General features: G+C 55.2%; 21 protein-coding genes and 1 tRNA gene. 17 read left to right on the top strand and 5 right to left on the bottom strand.

What is annotated here, in order from left to right:
- Nucleotides 1–57 precede the first annotated feature (57 nt).
- The 3 genes from VNL73_01940 (at nucleotide 58) to VNL73_01930 (ending at nucleotide 2,197) form a co-directional block, all read left to right on the top strand.
- Nucleotides 58–603: a hypothetical protein gene (locus VNL73_01940; protein ID HXF48171.1), complete on the top strand. Its 546-nt coding sequence runs from the start codon at nucleotides 58–60 to the stop codon at nucleotides 601–603.
- Nucleotides 604–762: 159 nt separating this feature from the next.
- The gene (locus VNL73_01935; GenBank protein ID HXF48170.1) at nucleotides 763–1,317 is read left to right on the top strand and encodes a hypothetical protein; all 555 of its coding nucleotides are present in this window, start codon (nucleotides 763–765) and stop codon (nucleotides 1,315–1,317) included.
- Nucleotides 1,318–1,417: 100 nt separating this feature from the next.
- Nucleotides 1,418–2,197, top strand: coding sequence for an energy transducer TonB (locus VNL73_01930; protein ID HXF48169.1), 780 nt, complete (start codon nucleotides 1,418–1,420; stop codon nucleotides 2,195–2,197).
- A gap of 49 nt (nucleotides 2,198–2,246) precedes the next feature.
- Here VNL73_01930 and VNL73_01925 read toward each other — a convergent pair.
- Nucleotides 2,247–2,320, bottom strand: a tRNA-Val gene (locus VNL73_01925).
- A 58-nt stretch (nucleotides 2,321–2,378) separates the two neighbouring features.
- On the opposite strand from VNL73_01925, the gene glmM reads away from it, so the two are divergent.
- The 5 genes from glmM to VNL73_01900 all read left to right on the top strand — a co-directional run bounded on the left by glmM (nucleotide 2,379) and on the right by VNL73_01900 (nucleotide 9,368).
- On the top strand, nucleotides 2,379–3,731 hold the full coding sequence (gene glmM / locus VNL73_01920; GenBank protein ID HXF48168.1) for a phosphoglucosamine mutase: 1,353 nt from the start codon (nucleotides 2,379–2,381) through the stop codon (nucleotides 3,729–3,731).
- 11 nt (nucleotides 3,732–3,742) lie between these two features.
- Nucleotides 3,743–5,569: a glutamine--fructose-6-phosphate transaminase (isomerizing) gene (glmS, locus tag VNL73_01915; protein ID HXF48167.1), complete on the top strand. Its 1,827-nt coding sequence runs from the start codon at nucleotides 3,743–3,745 to the stop codon at nucleotides 5,567–5,569.
- 62 nt (nucleotides 5,570–5,631) lie between these two features.
- Complete coding sequence (locus VNL73_01910) at nucleotides 5,632–6,051, top strand: hypothetical protein (protein ID HXF48166.1); 420 nt, start codon at nucleotides 5,632–5,634, stop codon at nucleotides 6,049–6,051.
- Between the two features lie 114 nt (nucleotides 6,052–6,165).
- Complete coding sequence (locus tag VNL73_01905; GenBank protein HXF48165.1) at nucleotides 6,166–7,926, top strand: HEAT repeat domain-containing protein; 1,761 nt, start codon at nucleotides 6,166–6,168, stop codon at nucleotides 7,924–7,926.
- Nucleotides 7,923–9,368 carry an HD domain-containing phosphohydrolase gene (locus VNL73_01900; GenBank protein ID HXF48164.1) on the top strand — a complete coding sequence of 482 codons (1,446 nt, stop codon included), beginning with the start codon at nucleotides 7,923–7,925 and terminating at the stop codon, nucleotides 9,366–9,368. Before VNL73_01905 ends, VNL73_01900 begins: the two co-directional genes overlap by 4 nt.
- A 10-nt stretch (nucleotides 9,369–9,378) precedes the next feature.
- Here VNL73_01900 and VNL73_01895 read toward each other — a convergent pair whose 3' ends face one another.
- On the bottom strand, nucleotides 9,379–10,524 hold the full coding sequence (locus tag VNL73_01895; GenBank protein ID HXF48163.1) for a deoxyguanosinetriphosphate triphosphohydrolase: 1,146 nt from the start codon (nucleotides 10,522–10,524) through the stop codon (nucleotides 9,379–9,381).
- 106 nt (nucleotides 10,525–10,630) lie between these two features.
- Between VNL73_01895 and VNL73_01890 the strand changes: the two genes are divergently transcribed.
- Together VNL73_01890 and VNL73_01885 are read left to right on the top strand one after the other, a co-directional pair.
- Complete coding sequence (locus tag VNL73_01890) at nucleotides 10,631–11,002, top strand: hypothetical protein (protein HXF48162.1); 372 nt, start codon at nucleotides 10,631–10,633, stop codon at nucleotides 11,000–11,002.
- A 1,007-nt stretch (nucleotides 11,003–12,009) separates the two neighbouring features.
- A complete protein-coding gene (locus tag VNL73_01885) occupies nucleotides 12,010–13,365 on the top strand; it encodes an SBBP repeat-containing protein (protein ID HXF48161.1) in 1,356 nt (451 codons plus the stop codon).
- A gap of 168 nt (nucleotides 13,366–13,533) precedes the next feature.
- Here VNL73_01885 and VNL73_01880 read toward each other — a convergent pair whose 3' ends face one another.
- Both VNL73_01880 and VNL73_01875 read right to left on the bottom strand, forming a co-directional pair.
- A complete protein-coding gene (locus VNL73_01880; protein HXF48160.1) occupies nucleotides 13,534–15,030 on the bottom strand; it encodes a pitrilysin family protein in 1,497 nt (498 codons plus the stop codon).
- A 10-nt stretch (nucleotides 15,031–15,040) separates the two neighbouring features.
- Complete coding sequence (locus VNL73_01875; protein ID HXF48159.1) at nucleotides 15,041–16,552, bottom strand: pitrilysin family protein; 1,512 nt, start codon at nucleotides 16,550–16,552, stop codon at nucleotides 15,041–15,043.
- Between the two features lie 184 nt (nucleotides 16,553–16,736).
- On the opposite strand from VNL73_01875, the gene VNL73_01870 reads away from it, so the two are divergent.
- From VNL73_01870 to VNL73_01840, 7 genes are read left to right on the top strand one after another with little or no spacing between them, the layout of a single operon-like run.
- Nucleotides 16,737–17,537 (top strand): hypothetical protein, encoded by an 801-nt coding sequence (locus VNL73_01870; protein HXF48158.1) that lies wholly within the window; start codon nucleotides 16,737–16,739, stop codon nucleotides 17,535–17,537.
- Nucleotides 17,518–17,877, top strand: a complete 360-nt coding sequence (locus VNL73_01865) for a Rieske (2Fe-2S) protein (GenBank protein HXF48157.1) — start codon at nucleotides 17,518–17,520, stop codon at nucleotides 17,875–17,877. Before VNL73_01870 ends, VNL73_01865 begins: the two co-directional genes overlap by 20 nt.
- Before the next feature lie 34 nt (nucleotides 17,878–17,911).
- Complete coding sequence (locus tag VNL73_01860; protein ID HXF48156.1) at nucleotides 17,912–18,508, top strand: redoxin domain-containing protein; 597 nt, start codon at nucleotides 17,912–17,914, stop codon at nucleotides 18,506–18,508.
- Nucleotides 18,509–18,516: 8 nt separating this feature from the next.
- Nucleotides 18,517–19,155: an O-methyltransferase gene (locus tag VNL73_01855; protein ID HXF48155.1), complete on the top strand. Its 639-nt coding sequence runs from the start codon at nucleotides 18,517–18,519 to the stop codon at nucleotides 19,153–19,155.
- Nucleotides 19,155–19,700 (top strand): DUF4149 domain-containing protein, encoded by a 546-nt coding sequence (locus VNL73_01850; GenBank protein HXF48154.1) that lies wholly within the window; start codon nucleotides 19,155–19,157, stop codon nucleotides 19,698–19,700. The genes VNL73_01855 and VNL73_01850 overlap by 1 nt, the downstream gene beginning before the upstream one ends.
- A gap of 46 nt (nucleotides 19,701–19,746) precedes the next feature.
- On the top strand, nucleotides 19,747–20,409 hold the full coding sequence (gene nth / locus VNL73_01845; GenBank protein ID HXF48153.1) for an endonuclease III: 663 nt from the start codon (nucleotides 19,747–19,749) through the stop codon (nucleotides 20,407–20,409).
- Nucleotides 20,410–20,469: 60 nt separating this feature from the next.
- Nucleotides 20,470–21,042, top strand: a complete 573-nt coding sequence (locus VNL73_01840; GenBank protein HXF48152.1) for an HDIG domain-containing protein — start codon at nucleotides 20,470–20,472, stop codon at nucleotides 21,040–21,042.
- An 82-nt stretch (nucleotides 21,043–21,124) separates the two neighbouring features.
- On the opposite strand, the gene VNL73_01835 is transcribed toward VNL73_01840, so the two are convergent.
- Nucleotides 21,125–22,669 (bottom strand): T9SS type A sorting domain-containing protein (locus VNL73_01835; GenBank protein ID HXF48151.1); only part of this gene is annotated, 1,545 nt, incomplete at its 5' end.

Below are 22,669 nucleotides of genomic sequence, written 5' to 3'. Positions count from 1 at the left end.
GGAGGAACATTTTTGAAACCTGCAATGTTTTCTCTATCTCATAAAGGAGGTGAAAAAATGACTAAAAAAGTCTTAACCGCAGCGCTCTTTGTCATTCTGGCAATCGGTCTCGTTTGGGCCGGCGATAAAAAAGCCGCCGGCAACGCTCAAATGGAGCAAATGAAAGCCGAGATGATGAAGTGCGCGGTTTGTAAGAACGTGGCCATGCACATGGACGAAATCGGCCCAATGGGCATGGAAGCGGCCAAGCTCAATGACGGTCTGGCTATCCGCCACTGGGTGAAGAGCAGCGACGCCGCAAAAGTTGCGGCCTTCCACGCCGCCTGCAACGCCGCCAACAAGGCGGGCGAAGCCACGCTTGGCTGGAGCGATGAACAGGCGAAAACCGACCTGTGCCAGTTCTGCCAGGATATGCGCACGGCAATGAAGGCTGGCGCGCATATGAGCTACGGGGACACCAAAAACGGGAGCGTGATGGTTTTAACCTCTTCCGACCCCGGCGTTCAGACCCAGCTTACCACCCTCCACGAGAAGTGCGCGATGATGGCCGCCTCGATGGAAACCCCGGCTGCTGGTGCCAAAACCACGGCCAAGAAATACTAATCCGATTACACCCAAAAGCCCTCCGCCGAGGAGGGCTTTTTTTATTTGAATCGTTGACAATTACTTTGGAACGATTTTAATTCCACCCGTATAAATGACTGTTGGAGGAACTTTTTTGACGTACGCGATGTTTTTCAATCCCATAAGGAGGTGAAAATAATGACCAAAAAAGTCATACTGTCAGCGCTCTTTGTCGTTTTGGCTTTCGCTCTGGTTTGGGCCGGGGATGCCAAAAAAGGGACGATGGACCCCAAGATGATGGAGCAATTCAAAGCCGAAGCGATGAAGTGCGCGGTCTGTAAAAATATGGTCGGCTCGATGGAGCAGTTGATGCCGGTAACGAAAATGGAAGTGATAAAGCTGGACAACGGAATGGCGATGACCGGCACGATCACCGACCCCAAGCTGGTGGCCACCTACCACGGGCTTTGTGATAAGTGGAGCGCGGGCTTTGCAACGGCTGTGCAAATGACCGACGACCAAGCCAAAACCGACCTGTGCGAGCATTGCCGGAGTATGCGCGGTGTGGTGAAAGCCGGGGCGCAGGCAAGCTACGGCAAGACCGAAACCGGCGATTTGCTGGTGTTTTCGTCCAGCGACCCTGCCGTTCAGGCCAAGATATCGGACTTTCACGCGCTGTGCGTGACGATGATGGCTGAGATGGATGGTTCGAAGGAAATCAAGCCGGCCACGACGGAGAAAAAGAAATACTAATAGGGGTTTGCCCCAAAAAAGCCCTCCGCCGAGGAGGGCTTTTTTTTATTTATCGTCTTACTACTTTAACAGCGTATATCTTTCGTAAAGGAATGAACCGGTGAAGAGAAGGATTTTTATCAGCTTGTTTTTGCCTCTATTCTTTTTTGGTTTTGTAAATGCGTCTGACGGGATAACAGCGATAGATGAGGAGCCAGTCGTTTTGAAGAAGGTTGAGGCAATTTATCCTAAAGAGGCCTATGAAGAGAAAATCGAAGGTCAGGTTGTCGTGGCTGTTCGAGTCGGAGATACAGGTGTTGTGGAAACTGCAAGGGTAGTTAAATGTGAAAACGAGATTTTTAACAAGGCGGCTGTGGAAGCGGCGAAGCAATGGCTTTTTAAACCCGTCATTCAAAATGAAAAACCGATAAAATTTTGGTATAACATTCCGATGGCTTTTTATTTGTGGAAAAAAACGTACTTGAACGCTAATACAAAACCTAATATTGAAAGCCCTAAGGATTCGGTTTCTATTAGTAAGACGAAGGAACAGAATGAGGCTGGGGTACGTATAGATATACCTATGGATCTCACCCTCGATACGACTGCCATAGTTTTTGCTAAGCCTCCCTTTGATGAAAAACCGATTTTAATTCAGAGAATCGAACCCGAGTATCCGGCGATTGCCCGAATAAATAAGATTTGGGGTCGTGTGGTTTTGGGGTTGTTGGTTGATTCGGTCGGCCGTGTAGAAAAGAATATTATTTTGGAAGGCTCCAATGAGATTTTTTATGAATCTGCTATAACAGCTACAAAACAATACTTTTTTAAACCCGCGATTTACAACCAGAAACCGACAAAGGCTTGGTATATCGACTCGGTTATTTTTAGAGTGGAGTAGCTTTAATCCAGTTTTTACTAATCCCCAATCACTAATCCCTGTCTTAAACTGGGCGGGAGAGGACTCGAACCTCTGACCTTCTGCGTGTAAGGCAGACGCTCTAACCAACTGAGCTAACCGCCCGTTTGCCCCCAATATAACCTTCTTTGACAAAAACGGAAATCGGCTCTAATTTCGCACTGTGGAATCAAAGCCAGCGCCCCTCGTTTCCGTCTCCGGCATACGCGGCATCGTAGGCGAATCGCTGACGCCGGAGATTATAACCACCTACACTTCCGCTTTCGCCCGGTTGGTCAAAAAAGGAACGGTGGCCGTCGGGCGGGATACCCGCCCTTCGGGTGTGGCCATCGAAAATCTGGTGGTCGACAACCTGATGGCGGCGGGAATCGATGTTTTGATGCTAGGAATCGTGCCGACGCCCACCCTCGAAATGGCCATTTTGGAGAAAAAACTGGCCGGCGGGGTTATGGTCACTGCCAGCCATAACCCGGCGGAATGGAACGCGCTCAAATTCTTTGGGCCGGAAAGCACTTTTTTAAATCCGCAACAGGTGGAAAAGTTAAAAAAATTGACAAAAACGTCACGGGTTCGAAAGGGTTCCGGCAAACAAGGAAAAAAGGCAAGCTGGGAAGGGGCGGTGGAAGCGCATATCGAGAAAATTTTGGCTCTCGGATTGGTGAAAAAAGAAAAAATCGCCGCCCGACGTTTCAAAATTGCCATTGATTGCGTCAATGGGGCCGGATACTACGCTCTGCCGTTGCTTTTGAAACGGATGGGATGTGAAGTTGCCGCTATCAACACAACCCCGGACGGCCGTTTTCCCCATAATCCGGAGCCGGTGCCGGAAAATCTGGGCCAGTTGGAAGCAAAAGTCCGTGAATTGGACGCCGAACTGGGTATGGCAACCGATCCGGATGCCGACCGGCTGGCTTTGGTTTCGGAGGCGGGCAAAGCAATTGGAGAAGAATACACTTTGGCTTTGGCGGTCGATTATGTTTTGTCCCAAACGCCCGGGCCGGTGGCTGTGAATCTGTCCACTTCGCAAATGAACGACGAGGTTGCCAAGAAATACGGTCAAAAATGCTACCGTACGCCGGTTGGGGAAGCGCATGTGGCCTTGGCTTTGAAAAAATACCGCGGCGTTATCGGCGGCGAAGGGAACGGGGGCGTGATCCTGCCCCAACTGCATCCGGGGCGGGATGCCTTGGTGGGGGCGGCTTTGGTGCTTTCGCATCTGGCCGAAAGCGGCAGAACGCTGGCGCAGGCGGTTGACGCTCTCCCCCGCTTTAGCTTTATTAAGGCCAAGGGAACTTTAACCCCCAAGTCGGATATAAAGGGGAAACTGGTGAAAATTGAAAAATTGCATCGAAAGGGCCGAAAAGATAAAAGAGACGGGCTGTGGCTCGGCTTTCCGGAGGGCTGGTTTCAGGTGCGGCTTTCCAACACCGAGCCGATTTGGCGGCTGGCGGTCGAAGGCCGGCCGGATTGGGCGGAAACCAAGGCCCGGGAACTTAAAAAACTGTTAACCGGTTAGGGAAAACACTTATGTGCGGCATTGTGGCTTACGTGGGGGAGAAAAAGGCGCTCCCGATTTTGATGGAAGGGATTCACCGGCTGGAATACCGGGGGTACGATTCGGCCGGCGTCGCCTTTTTGGAAAAGGGAAAGCTCGTCATCAAAAAAGCGGCCGGCAAAATCGCCGTTCTGGACAAAATTTTGGAAGGGAACAACTTTTCCTCCAGCATCGGTTTTGCCCACACCCGCTGGGCCACCCACGGGGAGCCGAACGATTCCAACGCCCATCCCCATACCGACTGCAAGGGAAAGCTGGCCCTGATTCACAACGGCATCATCGAAAACTATAAAACTCTGCGGGAGGTTCTGGCGGAAAAGGGGCATATCTTCCGCACGGAAACGGACACGGAAGTTCTGGCGCATCTGATTGAAGAAAACTACGACGGGGATTTGCTGGACGCCGTGCGGGAAGCCTTGACCAAAGTGGAGGGAACCTACGGCATTGCCGTTCTGCACGAGGATTGCCCGGATGAAATCATCGCCGCGCGGCGGGGTTCCCCCATTCTAATCGCCCGCGGGGAAAAGGAAAACTTCGTCGCCTCGGATGCCGCCGCCGTTTTGCGCCACACCAACCAGGTGGTTTATCTCGAAGACAAAGAGGTGGCCCGGGTGCGCAAGGACGGTTTCTCCGTTTCCACCATAAACAAAGTGGAAGTGACCCCCAAGCTGGAAGAAATCTCCTGGAGCTTGGAGGAGGCGGAAAAAGAGGGGTTTTCCCATTTTATGCAAAAGGAGATTTTCGAGCAGCCGACCACGCTGGAAAACTGTTTGCGCGGGCGCTTGAACTTTACCGACGGCACCGCGCGGCTTTCCGGCTTGCATCTTTCCCCGCAAGAGCTGGCGGATATAGACCGGATCATCATCACCGCCTGCGGCACCTCCTGGCATTCCGCCTTGGTCGGCGAATATATGCTGGAGGAAATCGCCCGCATCCCGGTGGAGGTGGAATACGCCTCCGAGTTCCGCTACCGCTCGCCGGTGGTGAATCCCGGAACCATCGTTTTCGCCATTTCCCAATCGGGGGAGACGGCGGATACGTCGGCTGCGCAGCGGGAAGCCAAAAGCCGGGGGGCGAAGGTCTTGGCCATCTGCAACGTGGTCGGCTCCACGATAGCCCGCGAGGCCTCCGGCGGTCTCTATATCCACGCCGGGCCGGAAATCGGGGTTGCTTCCACCAAGGCCTTCACCGGGCAGGTGATGACTTTGGCCTTGATTACCCTGCTTTTGGGGCGCATCCGCACAATGTCCCTGGAGCGGGGGCGGGAATTTATCATCGAGCTCAACAAGATCCCCGCTCTGGTTCAAAAGATCCTCGGAACGGAGGACCAGCTTAAAAAGCTGGCGGAAAAATACCACACCAAGGAGCATTTTCTTTACTTGGGTCGGGGCATCAACTTCCCGGTGGCCTTGGAAGGGGCTTTGAAGCTGAAGGAGATTTCCTACATCCACGCCGAAGGGTATCCGGCGGCGGAAATGAAGCACGGCCCGATTGCCCTGATTGACGAAAACATGCCGGTGGTGGTGATTGCCCTGAAAGACCCGATTTACGACAAGGTGGTCTCCAACATTCAGGAAATAAAAGCCCGCCGGGGGCAGGTGATTGCCGTTGCGACCGAAGGGGATACGGAGATTGCCCGTCTGGCCGACCATGTGATTTACATTCCCCCGACTTTGCCGGTTTTGACCCCGATGCTTTCGGTTATTCCGCTCCAGCTTCTGGCCTACCACATCGCCGTTTTGCGCGGCTGCAACGTGGACCAGCCCAGAAATCTGGCGAAAAGCGTCACGGTGGAATAAAGGCGGTTCACGAGCCGCTTCCCGCTCTAAAATCTTTCTTCCCATTTGCCGATACACTTAGTATGGAAAAAACCTACAATGCAGGGGCGGCGATCGGCATTATGGGGGGCGCTTTGGGATCGGTCATCTGGCTTTTTATCACCGGGCTGGCGACCAATTCCCCATTTTTCGCGTTCGTTCCCACAATCTGCGGCCTGGCGGGGGGGTTTTTTGCCCTCTTTCTCTTGACCCGCAAGCCGGAACGGCGCCAGCTCATCGCCGGCGGGGTCATCCTCTGGCTGGTGGTAATTAACTTCATTTTTGGCAATCTGCTTTTTGACCGGATTCCCCCGACCGTCTGGGGAATGTCCACCGGCAAGGAAATGTTCTCCCGGCTGCATCTGAATCTGCTTCTGGTGGCGATGTCCCTTTTCGGCATCTATTTGATGTCCCAGGGATGGCGGAAAAAGCCGGAGACCAAGCCCTTTGACGCGGCGGGCTAATCGTCCGTTCGAAATCCCCGCAACTTTAGAATTCGCAAGCTTTTCCGATAAAAAGAAGGACGGCTTTCCGATTGCGGAAAGCCGCGCGGCAACCTTTGTTGCGGGGAAAAGCGCTTGACGGAAGAAAAAGCGACACTCGAAAAACCGAAAATCGACGAGCTGAAGTTTTTGTTCGGCCTGTTTTCCAAGACCGTGAAGACGGTGATGCTCTACCCGCCGGACAACCCCCTGCCGAAGGAATTCAAGAAAAACTTCTCCGAAAAATTCTGCGCCTTTCTCTCCTCCGGCGGCCCCATCACGCTCGCCGTCAAACCGGGGGAATTCTGGTGCGGGGAGGAAAAGGTTTTCGTGGAGTCCACCCGCGAGGAATCGATTGCCACCCGGATGCACACGGACGGCATCCGCGAAGTAACCTTCGCCGGGGAAACGACGCCGGAGGAGATTCTGGCCTTTCTGGAAACCTTCCGGGAAATCGCGGAGGCGGCCGAGAAAGCGGCCGCGGTGGAAAACGGGGGGGCGGCGGCCGACGACCTGGTGGCCCGGTTGTGGGAAAAGGACTTGCGCCACATCCGCTTTGCTGTGGTGGAAGCCCCTTTTATGCAAACTTTGGACACGACCCCCTTTGAAATCAAAAAAGAGGACACCGGCAAAATCGAGTACAGCGAAATCGCCCTGGAAGAACAAGGAAAGGGGGAGCTTTCCGCGGAAGAGAAAAAAGACGACCGCCAGAGCTTCCAGCCCCAGGTGCGGGCCATCGTGGAGAGCTTGGGAGACCCCCAGAACCTCGAAAAAGAGGAGTTGGAGGGGATTCTGGAGCGGCTCTCCCGCGAGGCGGCTTTCGACTCTTTCGAGATGGCGCTTTTCATCCTGCGGGAGACCCTGTTTTTGGAGACCGACCGGCCGGCTTTCGACGAAACGGTCACGCTTTTGGAAAAACTTTTTGAGGAACAATTGAAGGCCGGCAACTTTTCCGCCTGTTCAAAAATTCTGACGGCGGCCAGCGAAGTGGGGTATTTGATCGGCGAGGAAAACCCGCAGCGTCGGGAGCGGTTGAAAACGCTTTTGGCCCGCGCGGGGGACCGGGCCCGGGTGGCCCTCTTGGTCAAGGCGGTAAATTCCAATCCGGAGGCGTCGGTCAACGACTTTAAAACCTACCTTTCCTTTATGGGCCGGCCGGCCTTCGCCAACATGGTGGCGATGCTGGGGGATCTGGAAAGCTTCGCCTTCCGCCGGGCGGTTTGCGAGGCGTTGGAGGTCAAGGGGAGCGAGGTTTTGGACATCGTCGGCAACGCCGTTTTCGACAAGCGCTGGTTTGTGGTGCGCAACGTCACCGCCGTTTTGGGGAAAATCGGCGGGGAGCGGGCCCTGGATTACTTGAAAAAGCCCTTGGCCCATCCGGACAACCGGGTGAAAAAAGAGGCCCTCTCCGCCTTGGCGCGCATCGGCACCCCCAAGGCGTATCTGCTTTTGGCCGAGGCGTTGAAGGACGCCGACGAAAAGATTCGCATCATGGCGCTGCAGCTTCTCTCCCGCTGCACCACCAAAGAGCTTTTGGCCCCCCTGGCGGCCGGGATGGAGGCCAAGGATTTCGCCCATAAATCCGGGGAGGAGAAAAAGGCCTGGTTTGAAGCAGCCGCGAGAGTCGGACAGGAAGAAGCGGTGCTGCCGTTGGTGAACCGCATCAAGCGTTTTTCCTTCTTCGGCCGGAAGGCGCTGCAGGTCGAAAAGCTTCTGGCCGTCGAGGCTTTGGGCTTTTGCGGCAACGCGGCCGCCTCCTTTTTGACCAATTTGGCCGGCAGCGGCGACAAGGAGATCGCCCGGCGGGCGCAGGAGGCGCTTTCCCGCTCGGGATACGTGACCAAGGAGCGAAAGTGAGAGCCAAACCGGCCGCCGTCAAACCCCCCGCACCCGTTTCGGAAAAGGGGCTTGACCTCAAGCGGGAGTTGGTGAACGGGTTTTTCGTTTTGTTCCGCACGGCCGAACTGTACGCCGCCACTCACCCCTCCTATCAAAAGCAGGCGGAGCATTTTTTTGCCACGGTAAACGGCCTTTTGGAGGGGGAGGGGAACGTCCTCTTGGAAACCCTGGACGGGCATTTGTTCGTCAACGACGCCCGCTTGAAGTTCGATTTCGAGGGGTTTGCCGCCAGCAAGTTCGTGGTGGGGCTTCTGGCCTCCCACAACCTGGGGGGGTTTTCTTTCGAGGCGGGGATTTCCCGCGAAGAGCTGGACCGCTTCGTGGCGCTCTTCAAAAAACCGCCCGAGGAGCTGGACGGGCTCCCGGACCTGCTTGCCCGGGAGCAGATCACCCACATCGTTCCCAAGCAGAAAGCTGAGAAGGAAGACCCCAAAAAGATTGAGAAGCTGGAGGGGTCCCGCGCCGCCGCCCGCAAGACCTTCGCCACGGCCGTTTCCTTGGTGGAGACCACGATGGCCGCGGCGCGCACCGGCAAGGGGGCCAACTTGAACGCCGCCAAGCGGGTGGTGCAGGAGCTGGTGGACCAGATTATGTCCGACGAGGCGGCCTTGATGGAGCTGGCGGCCTTGAAGCATTACGACAACTACACCTACGCCCACTCGGTCAATGTGGCGGTTTTGTCCATTTCACTCGGCGTCCGCCTGGGGCTGGATAAAAAAACTTTGGCCCTTCTCGGATTCGGAGCGCTCTTCCACGACATTGGCAAAGTCAAACTGCCGGCCGATTTGATCAACAAGCCCTCCGAATACAACGAGGAGGACTGGAAACAAATGCGGCGGCATCCCGTTCTGGGGGCCAAGACCGTGATTTTGACCCGCGGCACGGACGAGTACACCGGCCGGGCGGCGGAGATCGCCTTTCTGCACCACGTCAACCAGGACAAGACCGGCTATCCGGTTTTGACGGAAAAACGGGTGCCGGGTGTTTTTCCGATGATCGTCAAGATCTGCGACACTTTCAACGCCCTTTCCTCCGGGCGGATTTATTTTGCCAAGCCGTTTTCCCCGGACGAGGTGATCCAGAAGATGATCGCCGGAATCGGGACCCAGTACGACCCGTTGCTCTTGAAAATCTTCGTCTCCACCGTCGGTGTCTTCCCCATCGGGTCGCTGGTGCTTTTGGACACCGGCGAGGTGGGGATCGTCTATAAAACCAACCCGGAAAACATTTACCGTCCCAAGGTGCGGGTGATTGCCGGTCCCTCCGGCCAAACTTCCGATTTTCAGGTGGTGGACCTGGCGGAGCGGGACCAGAACTCCGGCCAGTTCGTCCGGAACATCAAGCGGTTGCTCAACTCCCACGACTACGGGATTGATTTGAGCAAGTTCCTCTACGTTTAAATTTTCCTAATCAGACCCGCTCGGCCGGGTCGAATAATCTTTGGTGTTCCAAAATTGCATAGCGGTCGGTCATTCCGGCGATGTAGTCGGCGGCGGCCCGCTTTGCTCCCTCCTTTTTCAACCGGGCGCGGGTGCCGGGGGGGAGCAGGTCGGGGTTGCGAACATAAGCGGAAAAGAGGTCGGCAATAATCCGTTTGGCCTTGTCCGCCATTCGCACCAAGCGGTGGTGGCGGTAGAAATTTTCGTTCAAAAAGGCCCGCAGCTCCTTGTTCTCTTTCTTCATCCCTTCCGAAAACCCGAGCGGGCTTTTTGGAGCTTTTCTAACGTCGGTTAAACTCCGGATTTTCCGCTTTTCAATCGCCTCCAGCGAGGTCGTCACCAAGTCGTTCACTTCCCGGTTTATCATCTCCCGCACGACGTGGCTTTGCAGGCGGGCAAAGGGTAGCTGTTTGAATTTCCGGAGGGCGGAGCTTTCCAGATTTTTCCAAACGGGCAAGGTTTTCACCTGCTCCGGGGTCAAAATTCCGGAGGTGAGGCCGTCGTCGACGTCGTGGCAGTTGTAGGCGATTTCATCCGCCAGGTCGACCAGGTCGCATTCCAGCGTGGGCTGCTCCTCGGGGTGAAATTCCTTCGGCACGGGGAGCTTGGTTGCGGTTTTGTGCTTGACGATTCCCTCCCGCACCTCGTAGGTCAAATTCAGCCCCAAAAAATCCGGATATTTCTGTTCCAGCCAGTCCACCACCCGCAGGGACTGGCGGTTGTGGGAGAAGCCGCCGGCCTCGGCGGTCAAATCGTTCAAAATTTCCTCCCCCGTGTGGCCGAAGGGGGTGTGCCCCAAATCGTGCACCAGCGCAATCGCCTCCGCTAAATCCTCGTTCAACCCCATCGCCCTTGCCGCCGAGCGGGCAATTTGGGAAACCTCGATGGTGTGGGTCAGCCGGGTGCGGTATAAATCCCCTTCCAAATTGACGAAGACCTGCGTTTTGTATTCCAGCCGCCGGAAGGCGGTCGAATGGACAATCCGTTCCCGGTCCCGCTGGAAGGGGGAACGGTAGGGATGCTCCGGCTCCGGGTGCATGCGGCCGCGGCTTTGTGCCGAGTGGGCGGCATAGGGCGCCAGGATTTTTTCTTCCGGAAAAATGAGCGGCTTTACCATTTTATTCTTATGCCAAAGCTGTTTTCACCCCCCAGTTCCGGGTGGCTGGTGTAACTGTAGTTAAACTGAAAGAGTTTGTAAAGTGGCAAAAACGGGAGATAATTAGTTGCGATTTTGTAAAAACAAACAAAAAAAATCTCCCCGTGATTCTTTGCTGCTTTTAAATCGGGGGGAGTTTGAAGCGTTTGCGGCGGGCGGCGCCGAGGGGGAGGGCGGGACGCAGGAAGTCATGTTGCTTACCCAAGAGGAAACAGTAGCGACAGACTTGCAGGATAGCGCGGTCGTCGTAATCGCCGGATTTGATGACCATGTACAGCCCGGATTAGATGCGACGGCGACGGATTTTTCTGTCAAGATAGCGAATGACTCGTTCCGGGTCATTTTCGCAAAGGTGGCAGCGTTTGATTTTACCCTGCCTGGGATAGGCGGTTTTTTGCAAATTGGAGTAGATTTTGCCGAAATCCGGGCGCATGAATAGACATACCTCCTTTTTGGCTGCAAAATCGGGGGGATTTTGCACGTAAAATGCAACCTCTCCCCGACCCTCTCCTACAAGGAGAGGGGACAAGAGGTTATTTTAAGGAGAGGGAGGGGCAGAGCGGGAGCTCTGTCCCTCTCGCCTTTCCTTTTTTTGTTTCTTTTTTTTTCGTGCGACGGGTTTTAAAACGGCCGTGAAAGTGGGAGACGGAACCTACTCTGAAACGGGGCTTTATATCCCCGTATGGTGGTCCTCTCCGTACGGCCTGCCTGTTTATTTTGTTCTGCCTTAGGCGCGGCAAGCGCCGCCCAGGCGCGTCTGGTCTAGGTCCGCTTTCCCTTTCAAGGAGAAGCGGCGGTTTAGCTAAGAAAAAGCGGCTGTCCATTCCCCCCGACCATTGAGAGGAAATCAACCCCATAAGGAGATAAAGCCGTGGATTATGGTCGGTACCGGCTTTGGGTCTCCTTTTGGGGTTCGGCCCGGTCACGCCAGAGGCGCCGAGCCGACCCGATGCACGACAGAGATTGGAGACTGGAGATTAGAGATTCGTCCCCACCTCGCAACCCCTGTTAAAGAGGGATGGCGGCTTGGGGGTTAGTCCTCACCACGTCCCTCTACCCTATGGCGGGGGTGCGAAAAAACCTCCGATTTAGGTGTGAATTTGTGACCTCACCCCCTAACCCCCTCTCCGATGCGGAGAGGGGGAAGGGCGTATAGCAATACGCCCCTACAAAGACAAAGAGGGGAAACGGGCAATTCATGAATTGCCCCTACAAAAACAACGACGAACGCGGGCAGGCAGGGGGACAGAAAAATGGAATGGGTGGATGATTTTGGTGGGTGGTTTTGCCGATAATTTGAAAGAGATGCGCAGCTTTGCAAAGAAAATTTCAGTCGTTCTATTTTTCTGCCTTTTGGCATTTCCCCCTTCCGCCTTTTGCCAAGTCGATACGGTCTGGGTACGCTATTATAGCGGGTCGGGAAGCAATTTTGACGATTCCTATACGGTGAAAGTGGATGACAGCGGGAATGTTTACGTTGCCGGCTATATCGGCGGCAGCGGCTCAAGTTGGGCTGTATTAAAGTATAATCGAAATGGCGACCTCGAATGGCTTCGTCAACGCCCAGCTGCCGACGGCTGGTCATTCTACCTTATTTTGGATCCGGCGGGTAATATCTACGTCAGTGGGGGAGACCCCGATTACACGATTATTAAATACGACCCGCAAGGAAATGAAATTTGGGTGGCAAAATACGACGGACCCGCTGGGGGAAGGGATCGGGCTCACTGGATGGTTATCGATAAAGCAAATAATATCTATGTTACGGGAGGCTCGGCCGATTCCAGCGGAGAGCGGGAAACGGCAGTCATAAAATATGACCCCAATGGCAATCAACAATGGGTGGCACGCTACAACAGCCCGCTGAACTTCCAAGATCCGTGCGGCTTCATCGCAGTAGACAACAATAAAAACGTCTACGTTGTCGGCCCGTGCTGCATTGGGGGAGGGGAATTGAACACCATCAAGTACGATTCACTTGGGCAGGAAAAATGGGTCAGGACGTTTAAACTTTGGTCAAACGCGAGCCGAAGTTTGGCGACGAAGATACGGGTTGACGCTTTTGGAAATGTGATAGTCACCGGCGGCAGTACGGACAGCGCCAGTGCGCTCGACTTTGTTACCATTAAATACGATTCCCTTGGCAATACCCTTTGGATGGCACAGGAAAACGGGCCAACATACAGCGAGGATCTGGTGATCGTTCTGGATTTGGACTCCGTTGGAAATGTTTATATAAGCGGATACAGCGGGAACGAAACAGCCACCATCAAATATGATATCAGCGGCAACAAATTGTGGGAACATCGTTACACCGGCCCCACCGGTTCCACCATGCCTTCGGGAATTAAAGTGGATAAAAGAGGGAATGTCTATGTGGCTGGACGTACCATGGGATTTGGATCGAGGCGGGATTTTATGGCGCTCAAACTCGATTCGATGGGAAATGAGCTTTGGGCGGCACACTATGTTGGCCAAGATACTTCTTCTGATGATTTGGCCACGTTTGCAGATTTTGATGAGATGGGGAACGTTTATATAACCGGCAGGTCGGATCGAAACGGCCAATCAGATATTTTGACGCTTAAATATGCCACCCTTCCCGCCCTGAAAGGGGATTTGAATTTGGATGGGGTTTTAACGATGGCCGATGTGGTTTTAATGCTCAATTTTGCCTTTTTGGGAGACCCGTTTGCGGCGGCCCCCTCGGCGGGGGATTTGAACTGCGACGGGAAAATTTCCCCGGCGGATGCCGTGATTATGCTGCAGATTTTCTTTCTTTCGGTTTCGCCGCCCTGTTAGAATAACGGGCACAATATATTGTGCCCCTGCGAAAGACGAAAAAACAAAGACTGGCGAACACGAGGTTCGCCCCTATAAAAACAAAAATGGGCAGGCACGGTGGAATTGCCCCTACGGATAGAAAAAAACCCCGCCTCTTGGGTGGGGTTTTTTGTTGGGTGCAAAAATCTAATCTACTGAAGGGGGCGTTAAAGCCACTTTGGTGGTGGAGCCCAAGTCGGACAAATCGCCGTCGAAGCCGGAGACGTTGCCGACGACCACCATCGTCAAATTTTCCGGTTTTAAGTAGGTTTTGGCGACGCGGAAAACATCCTCAACCGTCACTTTGCGGACGTTGTCCAGGTAATTGTTGAAAAATTTCGGGTCGCGGCCGAAATAGTCCAGCCCCATCAACTGCCCCACCACGGCCCCCGCGGAGGTGAACTGGAAAACGAAACGGTTGATGTAGGCATCTTTGGCCGTTTTCAGCTCCTCTTCTGTCACGGGGGCTTCGCGCATCGCCTTTATCACCGCCAGCATTTCGGCGGCGGCCTTGTGAGTCGTTTCGGTCTTGGTCTGGCAGGTGGCGGCGAAGGTGCCCAAATCGCGCGAGCCGGTGTTGAACTGGGAGCCGACGGAATAGGCAAGACCCAAATCGGAGCGGACGCGGGAGGTCAGCCGCGAGGTGAAGCCGCCGCCCCCCAAAATGTAGTTCATCACGTTTAGGGCGTAGATATCCGGGTTGGTGAAATCCACCCCCAGATGCCCCATTGTCAGATTGGTCTGGTTCAAGTTCGGCTTGTCCACCACGTAGATGCCGGGGGCGGGTTTTTCGGCCACTTTGGGAATTGAAGGAAAGTTTATACTTTTCTTTTCCCATTTGGCAAAGACTTTTTTGATTTTTTCCACCACTTTTTCGGCGTCGAAATCGCCGGAGATTCCCAGCATCACGTTGTTGGGGGCAAAATAGGTCTTGTGCCAGTTAATCAAATCCTCGCGGGTCAGTTTTTTGACCGTTTCCCATTCCAAAATGCGGCCATAGGGGTGGCCGCCATAAATGCGGCTGGTGAATTCGCGGGCCAAGATGGAGCCGGGCTGGTCGTTGCGGCGGCGGATTTGCTCTTTTATCTGGTCTTTGGCCAAATCGAATTTGTCCTGCCGAAATTCGGGGTTCATCAAAACGTCGGCGAAGATTTCCAGCCCGCGGTCGATGTCCTTGGAAAGCACGTTCAGGGAGGCGCTCCCCTGCTCCGTGCCGATGCCGGTTTCCACCGAGCCGGCCATAAACTCCAGCTCGGCGTTCAAGGAATCCGGGCTCAAATTTTTCGTCCCCCCGGTGCGCATCACGGTGCCGCAGAGGCGCGCAAGGCCGGATTTTTCGGCCGGCTCGTAAATTTCACCCGTGCGAATAATGGCCTGCACGTTGAAGACCGGCAGGGCGTGGTCGGGGTACAGATAGAGGGTCATGCCGTTGGCCAAAGTCAGCTTCTTGACTTCCTTGCCGATTTCCGGCACGGTCCAGACCAGGTCGCGGTATTTCAAGGCCTCCAGTTTTTTGGACCCGGGGGAGACCTTCGCCGGGTCTTTTTTGGTTCCGCCTTCGGCGGGGCGGCCGTGCTGGGCGTAGACAAAGCCCGAGGCCAACAGGGCGGCAGAAAGCGTCAGTATCCAGATTTTGGTTTTCAATTTCGGCTCCTTACAGTTTGGCGCTGGGGGATTTTTCCTTGGTAACCAAGGTCACCACCGTGCGGTTGGATTTAGTGAAATATTTTTGGGCCACTCGCATAATGTCATCGGGGGTCACTTTTTTCATGTTCTCAATATTCTGCAGCAAATAGCGCCAGTCGCCGGTGAGGGCGGTCACCTCCACCAAGCCGAAAGCGATGCCGGTGTTGGACGACAAGGATCGAATGAAGTTGGCGTCCAGCTGGTTTTTGACCTTGTCCAGCTCCCACTGCGAAACCGGCTCGGTTTTCAGCCGTTCGAGCTCCTCGTAGACCGCCGCTTCGATTTCCGCCGGGGTGTGGGGGGCGAGGGGGGTCGCCGTTATGTAGAACAAATCGGGATAGCGGGAGGAGGAGTTATCGGCGCTGATATTCACCGCGAGCTTTTTCTCCTCCACGATTTTTTTGTAGAGCCGGCTGGTACGCCCCTGCGATAAAACGGCGGCGGTAACATCCAGAACCTCGTTATCCGGATGGGCAATCTCGCGGGCCATGTAGCCGATGGCCAGTAGGGGGTTGGCTTCAAATTCCACTTCCCCCCGACGCTCCCCTTCTTGCTTGGGCTCGTCCGTAAAGACCGGCCGCGGCGGCTCGGGAAAGGGGGGGATATCCTCGAAGTAGCGGGTCATCATCGCAAAAACTTCCTCGGCACGGACATCCCCGACGATGGCCATAATCGCGTTGTTAGGGGCGTAATACTGCTTGAAGAACGCTTCCACCTCCTCGCGCATCACGGTTTTCAAATCCCCCGGCCAGCCGACCACCGGCCAGCCGTAGGGGTGGGCGGCGAAGGCCAGCGCGTTGAACTGCTCGAACAGCTTGCCGAAGGGCTGGGTGTCCGTCCGCAGCCGCCTTTCCTCAAACACCACGTCCCGCTCGGAGTAGAACTCCCGCAGGACGGGGCTGCGCAGGCGGTCCGATTCCAGCCAGGCCCAGAGCTCCAGCCGGTTGGCGGGCAACGAGACATAGTACTGGGTGCGGTCGTTGCCGGTGGAAGCGTTCAGGCCGGTGCCTCCGTTTTCGAGATAGGTTTCCCAGAGCTCGTCTTTGATGATGTATTTTCTCTGCTGATCCTGCCATTTGGCGATTTCCTCCCGAAGGAATTTGATTTTGGCGGAGTCCCCTCCCCAGAGGACGTTTTGCAGCTTGTTCTGCTCGGCGCGCAAAAGGACGGCCAGGGAGTCGATTTTTTTCATAATCGGGACTTCGGCCTCGTAGTTGGTGGTGCCAATCTGTTTGGTTCCCTTGAAGAGCATGTGCTCCAGAAGGTGGGCTGTGCCGGTGATGCCGGGGCGCTCGTCCACGGAGCCGACTTTGAAGCGCATCATGCAGGAGACCACGGGGGCGGTGTGGTTTTCCACCACCAGCAGTTTGAGCCCGTTTTTCAAGGTTTTTTCCTTGACGTCCAGGGTGACTTTCCCCCATGCAAAGGAAAAAAGCAGGAAAAGGAGGGCCCAGGATAAGGCCGTTACGCGTTTAAACATACATCCTCCAGGGTTGTTTTTGGGCCATAGAATACATCAAAACGAAGGGAAGTATAAATGCGGAAGCGGGCGGTGTAAAGCGGTCATTACACCGGTTTATACGGTGTAATCGGGGCGGGGTTGCGGGGAGCTTGGGGCGTGCGGCCGGCTTGACCGGCAAAATGCGGGGGGTTAGATTGAAGGCATGAAGTTCTTCAAGGCGGTGCTGCTTGCCATCGGGAGAACGATACACCGGATTTCCCCCCGGTTTTCGAAAAAGCTGGAGCCGGGGTATCCTTTTGCCCGGCGGGAGCCGGGCCGGCTGGCGGCTTTTGCAACGAAAACTCCGCGGGTGGCGCTTTTATCCAGCGCGGGGCTGTACTTGGAAAATCAACAACCGTTCCAATACAAGAATTTCTACGGCGATTTTTCGTTCCGGATTTTTCCGGCTGACTTTCCGCTATCCAGTCTACGGCTGACCGAATCGGATTTCGACCGGAGCCGTTTTGAGGCCGACCCGGGGAGTTTGTTTCCGCTGGCGGAGTTGAAAACGGTTGCCGCCGAATTTGGCGGGGGGGCGGCGGCGCATCATTTTTCGCTTTTGGGGTTCTGTTTGAAGCCGAAAAAACTTCTGGAAACGAGCATCCCCTTGATTTTGAAAACCCTCAAAGAGGACGGGACCAATCTTGTGTTCCTCGTTCCGGCCTGCGTGGTGTGTCACGAGGTTTTGCCGCAGGTTGCATCAAAGTTGGAGGAGGCAGGCGTTGCCACCGTAACATTTGCTTTTATTGAGCGGGCGCTGGAAGCGGCCAAGGGACCGCGGACGATTCTTTTCGGCGGGGACTGCGGGCTGCCGTTCGGCGCTTCGGCCGTCGAGACCCGCAAGGAGCTTTTGCAGCTGGCGATTCGGGCGGCCTTCGAGATGAAAACGGCGGGGGAAGTGTGGAGATTTCCTCCCCCCGCTTCGAAAGAGAAATCGGCCAGAAATGCCGCCGCGGTTCGTTAAGGCGACGACTCTCCGGCTTTTGCGGGAACGGCCGATACGGTCGTTCAAAATCGGGCTTTTCAAAAGCGTGACTATTTTTTACGCGGAAGGAGAGGTTTTTGCCACGCAGGGGCACTGCGCGCATATGCACGCACCGCTTTTGACCGGACACTTGGAAGGCAGAGAGCTTACCTGTTCCTGGCACGGGTGGCGGTATGATGTTTCCAACGGGCAATGTTTGACCAACGAGTGGGCGAAGCTGGCAACCTATCCGGTGAAAATCGAAGGGGAGGAGGTTTACGTCGGCCTGCCGGAGGAGGCGGCGGTCGAAAAGCTGGCGGAGGACTGGGAGACGGGGTGAAAGTTCCAGTCCGCGAAAAGTAAAGGAGGTTAAGATGAAAAAACTTTTGTTGATCGCGATGGGCTTCGGACTGGCGGCGAGCGCGGTTTTGGGGCAGGCAAAGGAGGAGAAAAATTACCAAGCCTCCAAGCCGCAGGAAACCAACAAAGCGGAGGTGAGCGTGCCGGACGTGGGAGAAAAGGCGCCGGATTTTCAATTGCCGGTGGCGACCAAGGACACCATTTTTGAGGAGGAGAAAAAGCTTTCCGAATTTCTGGGCAAAGGGCCGGTGGTTCTGGCCTTTTACCCGGCCGACTGGTCGGGGGGCTGCACCAAGGAGGTTTGCACGCTGCGGGACAGTTTTTCGGAATTCGAAAAACTGGGGGCCACCGTCATCGGCATCTCAGGCGATTATGTGTATTCCCACAAGCAATGGGCGGCCCATCATAATCTGCCGTTCTACCTCGCTTCCGACCATTTGGGAAAGGTCTCTGTACAATTTGCCAGCTACAATCCGGAATCGGGGTACAGCAAGCGGACGGTTTATGTCCTCGACAAAAACGGTGTGGTGCGCTACAAAAATCTGGCGTTCAAGGCCGGAAGCGACGAGGATTACAAGGCGTTGAAAGAGGCCGTGGCGGCCGCCAAATAGGAGGAGAGATGCCGAAAATCTGGCCGCTTTTGTATCAGGGATTGGATGAATATCTACTCAAAGTTACGCCCGCGCGGGAGCCGGTGCTTCAAGAAATGGAAGCACTGGCCAAGGAGAAAGATTTTCCCATAATCGGGCCTCTGGTGGGGCGGTTTCTGTACCAGCTGGCGCATTTAACCAAAGCCCGGCGGATTCTGGAACTAGGGAGCGGGTATGGTTATTCCGCTTTCTGGTTTGCGCGGGCCATCGGCGCGCGGGGGCATATTTTCTGCACGGAAGGGGATGCCGAAAACGCCCGGCGGGCGCGGGATTTTTTCAAAAAAGGGAAAATCAAGACGCAGATAGAATACCGCATCGGGGATGCTTTGAAGCTGGCGGCCAAAATACCGGGGAAGTTTGACATCATCTTGTGCGACATTGACAAGTGGGAATACCCGGCCGTGGCGCCGTTTGCCGAAAAGCGGCTGAAAAAAGGGGGCGTTTTGGTCACCGACAACCTGCTTTGGAGCGCGCAGGTTCTGGACGAAAATCCGGACGAGGATACCAAAGGGATTCTGGAGTTCACCAAAAAGTTGTACGCCAGCAGGCATTTTTTCACCACCATACTCCCCCTGCGGGACGGGGTTTCGGTCTCCATCCGGCTTTAATGACGCGCCTGGTCGGGTTTTTGCGGGGGGTGGAGAATTTGCTTTTGGGAGTATGGGTCGGCGGACTCGTTTTTCTGGCGGCCTTCACCGCGCCGGTGGTTTTCAAGGCGTTCGAATCCCGGGCCATTGCCGGGTCGGTGGTGGCGGTCATCATCCAGAAATTTTCGCAGATGGAATACATTTTTGCACTTTTATTGTTCTTTGTCGCCATCGCGCTGCTTTTAGTCACGGAGAAAAATTGGGTGCGGACGTACAGTTCGATTGTTTTGGTGTTGATGTTTCTTTTCGCCACGCTGTATGCCAAGGTTTGGCGGCCGCAAATGAGCGCCTTGCGCGTGCAGGTTACAAACTTTGACATTCCAGCGGAACAGGATACGTCTCATGCGCGGCGGGAATTTGAAAAGCTGCACCGGCGGTATACGGCTTTGGTTTCGGTTAACCTGCTTTTGGGGATTTCGATTCTTCTTTTGAAGGGGTTTGAGACGGCGGGGAGGCGGAAGCAAGCCGTTGCGAATGCGTCAGGAGTAACTCCTGACGCGACTTAAAATCCCCCCAGCAGGGGCTGGGGGACTACCCATAGGTGGTGGATAAGTGAAAATCAAAAGCTGGAAAGAGACGCCGGAGGAGAAAAAGAAGCGGGCGAAAAAGATTATCGCCCTGCTGGCCAAGGCCTATCCGGAGGCGAAATGCTCGCTCGATCATAAAAATCCCCTGCAGCTTCTGGTGGCCACCATCCTTTCCGCGCAGTGCACGGACAAGCGGGTGAATTTGGTGACGCCGGCTTTGTTTGCCCGCTTCAAGACCGCCAAAGATTACGCCGAGGCCAGTTTGCCGGAGCTGGAAAAATACATCCGCACGACCGGGTTTTACCGCAACAAGGCGAAAAGCTTGAAGGCGATGGGGCAGGCGCTCGTCGAACGGCACGGCGGAAAAGTACCCAGAACGATGGAGGAAATGATTCGCCTGCCCGGCGTGGGACGCAAGACGGCGAACGTCGTACTAGGCACCGGCTACGGCATTGCCTCCGGAGTCGTCGTCGATACCCACGTTTCCCGCATTGCCGCGCGACTGGGGCTTTCACCCGCTTCCACGCCGGAAAAGATGGAAAGGCATTTGATGGAAGTGATCCCGAAGAAGGATTGGATTTTGTTTCCACACCAAATCATCCACCACGGCCGGGCGGTTTGCAAAGCCCAGCGCCCGAACTGTCCGGGGTGCGTGTTGAACAGGCTGTGCCCGTCGTCAACCGCATGAAAGGGAAGGAGAAACAATGATAAGCCGGTTTTTCGGTGGCGTATCATTGCGAAAGACAAGATGAGCGGTAATAATTTTTCGATTCCGCGCGAGAAATCGTGGGAGTTGCTTTGCGAGTATACGAAAAACGAGAATTTGCGGCGGCATATGCTGGCGGTGGAGGCGGCGGTGCGGGCGTATGCCGCTAAATACGGCGGCGATTTGGAGCTTTGGGGGACGGTCGGGCTTTTGCACGATTTTGATTACGAGCAGAACCCCGACCCCTCCTCCCATCCGGTCAAAGGGTCGGAAATTCTAAAAGAGCGGGGGTATCCGGAAGAAGTGCGGCACGCCATTTTGACCCACGCGGAGTATCTGGGATTGCCGCGGGTGACCCCTTTGGAAAAGACGCTGTATGCCTGCGATGAGCTGTGCGGGTTCATCGTGGCGGTCGCCTTGGTAATGCCGAACAAAAAGCTGGCGGAAGTGACGGTGGATTCGGTGAAAAGCAAATTGAAAAAGAAGGAATTCGCCCGGAAGGTGAGCCGGGAGGATATTCAAAAAGGGGTCGAGGAATTGGGCGTTCCCCTTGATGAACACATTGCCACGGTTTTGGGGGCCTTGCAGGGGATTGCGGATAGAATCGGGTTATGAAATAAAATAGGGGCACGGCGTGCCGTGCCCCTACGAGTTGCGGGGCGTAAGGGCGAGGCATGCCTCGCCCTTACAAATTCGGTTATTTCACAAAGGTCATTTTCTTGGTGGCCAGATAGTCGCCGGCTTTGAGTTTGTAGAAGTAAACGCCGGAGGAGACCTTATTTCCTGCCGCATCCGTGCCGTCCCAGAGAGCCGATTTGGGACCGGCGGCTTCGTAGCGATCCACCAGCGTGGTCACCTTCTGCCCCAAGATGTTGAACACCTCCAACCGGACGTTGGCCGCTTCCGGCAGGTCGTATTTGATCAAGGTCTGCGGGTTGAAGGGGTTCGGAAAGTTCTGGTGAAGCTCGTATTTTGTCGGCATCAAGGCGGTCTGGCCCGTTGTTTTTGGTGTTACGGTCAGTTCGAAGTGCCGATCCTCGCTGGCGATGAAGCGGTACACCGCTTCGGTGCGCAGGTTCTGCTTGGCGCGTCCTTCAATGTCGGTCAAAATGACATCGAACCCTTCCGGGACGTCCGCCAAGCCGCCGAAGGAGAGCTCGATGGCGCGGGATTCCCCGGGCTGGACGGTGAAGCCCCAGGACTCGCTTTCGGTCAAAGTGGGGCGGATATCGGTCAGGTAATCCCCGGCCTGCCCGAAATCCTTATCCCTTTGGAAAACGACCCGCAAATCGCCGGGAAGCGCCGGAGGGAGTTCCCAATCCATACGGTCATATCCCGACAGGGCGGCTTCCGAAGTCCCCAAGGTGGTCGGCGGGACTTCCAGCTCGCCGCTTCGGGCGGCAATGTCGATTTTCCAGTTCAGTCCGGCGGCCACGGGGGCAACCGGCACGGGGGCGGAGATGGGGAAGTTGGCATCGATTTTTGGGAAAAGCAGGAGTACATCTTCGGGGCCGTTGTTCATAAGGAAATAACCCCGCCAAGGCTTTAAAAGCGGAGGGTTGGGAACAATGTAGCCGGCGGCAGTTCTCTCCCGCAAGTTTATCACGGCCTGACCACCGATGCGATTATCCCGTATCGGGTCCGTGACTTCACGTACCTCCAAGTCAATGTCAGGTACCAAAACATCCACAGAGTCCAGATGAACCGTGTAGGGGAAGGGGGTGGCAATCATGTTCCAGCCGGAATCGACCGTGAACAACGCCAGATAGTATTCCACCGGCACGCTGTCACCGAATGGTGTGGGGCGGGGAATGGTAATATTGGGCTGGTTGGAAAGCCCAACCGCGTCATACACCTTTGAGCCGACCGTGGCCAGAAACATGGAGCGGCCGGGGGTAAAGGCAAAATTTGTCAGACCGGGAAAGGGAAACTCCCGGTAACCTTTCAAACTGGAGGTGTCGGACGTGGTATCCGCCAGGATCGGATCCCACCAGAAGAGCCGGGCGGAATTCGGATCGGACAGACTGAAGTCGTCGGCGATTTGAATATTGGGAGTCCCATTTGTCCCAGTAAAACGCATCGGAAGTGAGACCAGTTGATAGGAACGATTGAGCGTGGGGGGCGCGTTTTCGGTAACCGAGGTGCTCAACCGGTTATAACTTGAAGCCGGATTATTGGCGGTTACAAAGCCATCCGAGGTGCGGAAAAAGTATTCCAAGCCCCGATTGGTCATTGTCCCCGC

This window comes from Verrucomicrobiia bacterium, assembly GCA_035574275.1.
Lineage (GTDB): Bacteria > Zixibacteria > MSB-5A5 > DSPP01 > DSPP01 > DSPP01.
The sequence above is the reverse complement of the archived record's forward strand: the minus strand, read 5'-3'. Positions and strand labels throughout refer to the sequence as shown.

Bases quoted from the DNA above. Each gene is read 5' to 3' on its own strand.
- VNL73_01850 (HXF48154.1), top strand. From the start codon at position 19,155: ATGACGCGCCTGGTCGGGTTTTTGCGGGGGGTGGAGAATTTGCTTTTG.
- VNL73_01875 (HXF48159.1), bottom strand. From the start codon at position 16,552: ATGTTTAAACGCGTAACGGCCTTATCCTGGGCCCTCCTTTTCCTGCTT.
- VNL73_01860 (HXF48156.1), top strand. From the start codon at position 17,912: ATGAAAAAACTTTTGTTGATCGCGATGGGCTTCGGACTGGCGGCGAGC.
- glmS (HXF48167.1), top strand. From the start codon at position 3,743: ATGTGCGGCATTGTGGCTTACGTGGGGGAGAAAAAGGCGCTCCCGATT.
- VNL73_01940 (HXF48171.1), top strand. From the start codon at position 58: ATGACTAAAAAAGTCTTAACCGCAGCGCTCTTTGTCATTCTGGCAATC.
- VNL73_01855 (HXF48155.1), top strand. From the start codon at position 18,517: ATGCCGAAAATCTGGCCGCTTTTGTATCAGGGATTGGATGAATATCTA.
- VNL73_01910 (HXF48166.1), top strand. From the start codon at position 5,632: ATGGAAAAAACCTACAATGCAGGGGCGGCGATCGGCATTATGGGGGGC.
- VNL73_01840 (HXF48152.1), top strand. From the start codon at position 20,470: ATGAGCGGTAATAATTTTTCGATTCCGCGCGAGAAATCGTGGGAGTTG.
- VNL73_01865 (HXF48157.1), top strand. From the start codon at position 17,518: ATGCCGCCGCGGTTCGTTAAGGCGACGACTCTCCGGCTTTTGCGGGAA.
- VNL73_01895 (HXF48163.1), bottom strand. From the start codon at position 10,524: ATGGTAAAGCCGCTCATTTTTCCGGAAGAAAAAATCCTGGCGCCCTAT.
- VNL73_01935 (HXF48170.1), top strand. From the start codon at position 763: ATGACCAAAAAAGTCATACTGTCAGCGCTCTTTGTCGTTTTGGCTTTC.
- VNL73_01870 (HXF48158.1), top strand. From the start codon at position 16,737: ATGAAGTTCTTCAAGGCGGTGCTGCTTGCCATCGGGAGAACGATACAC.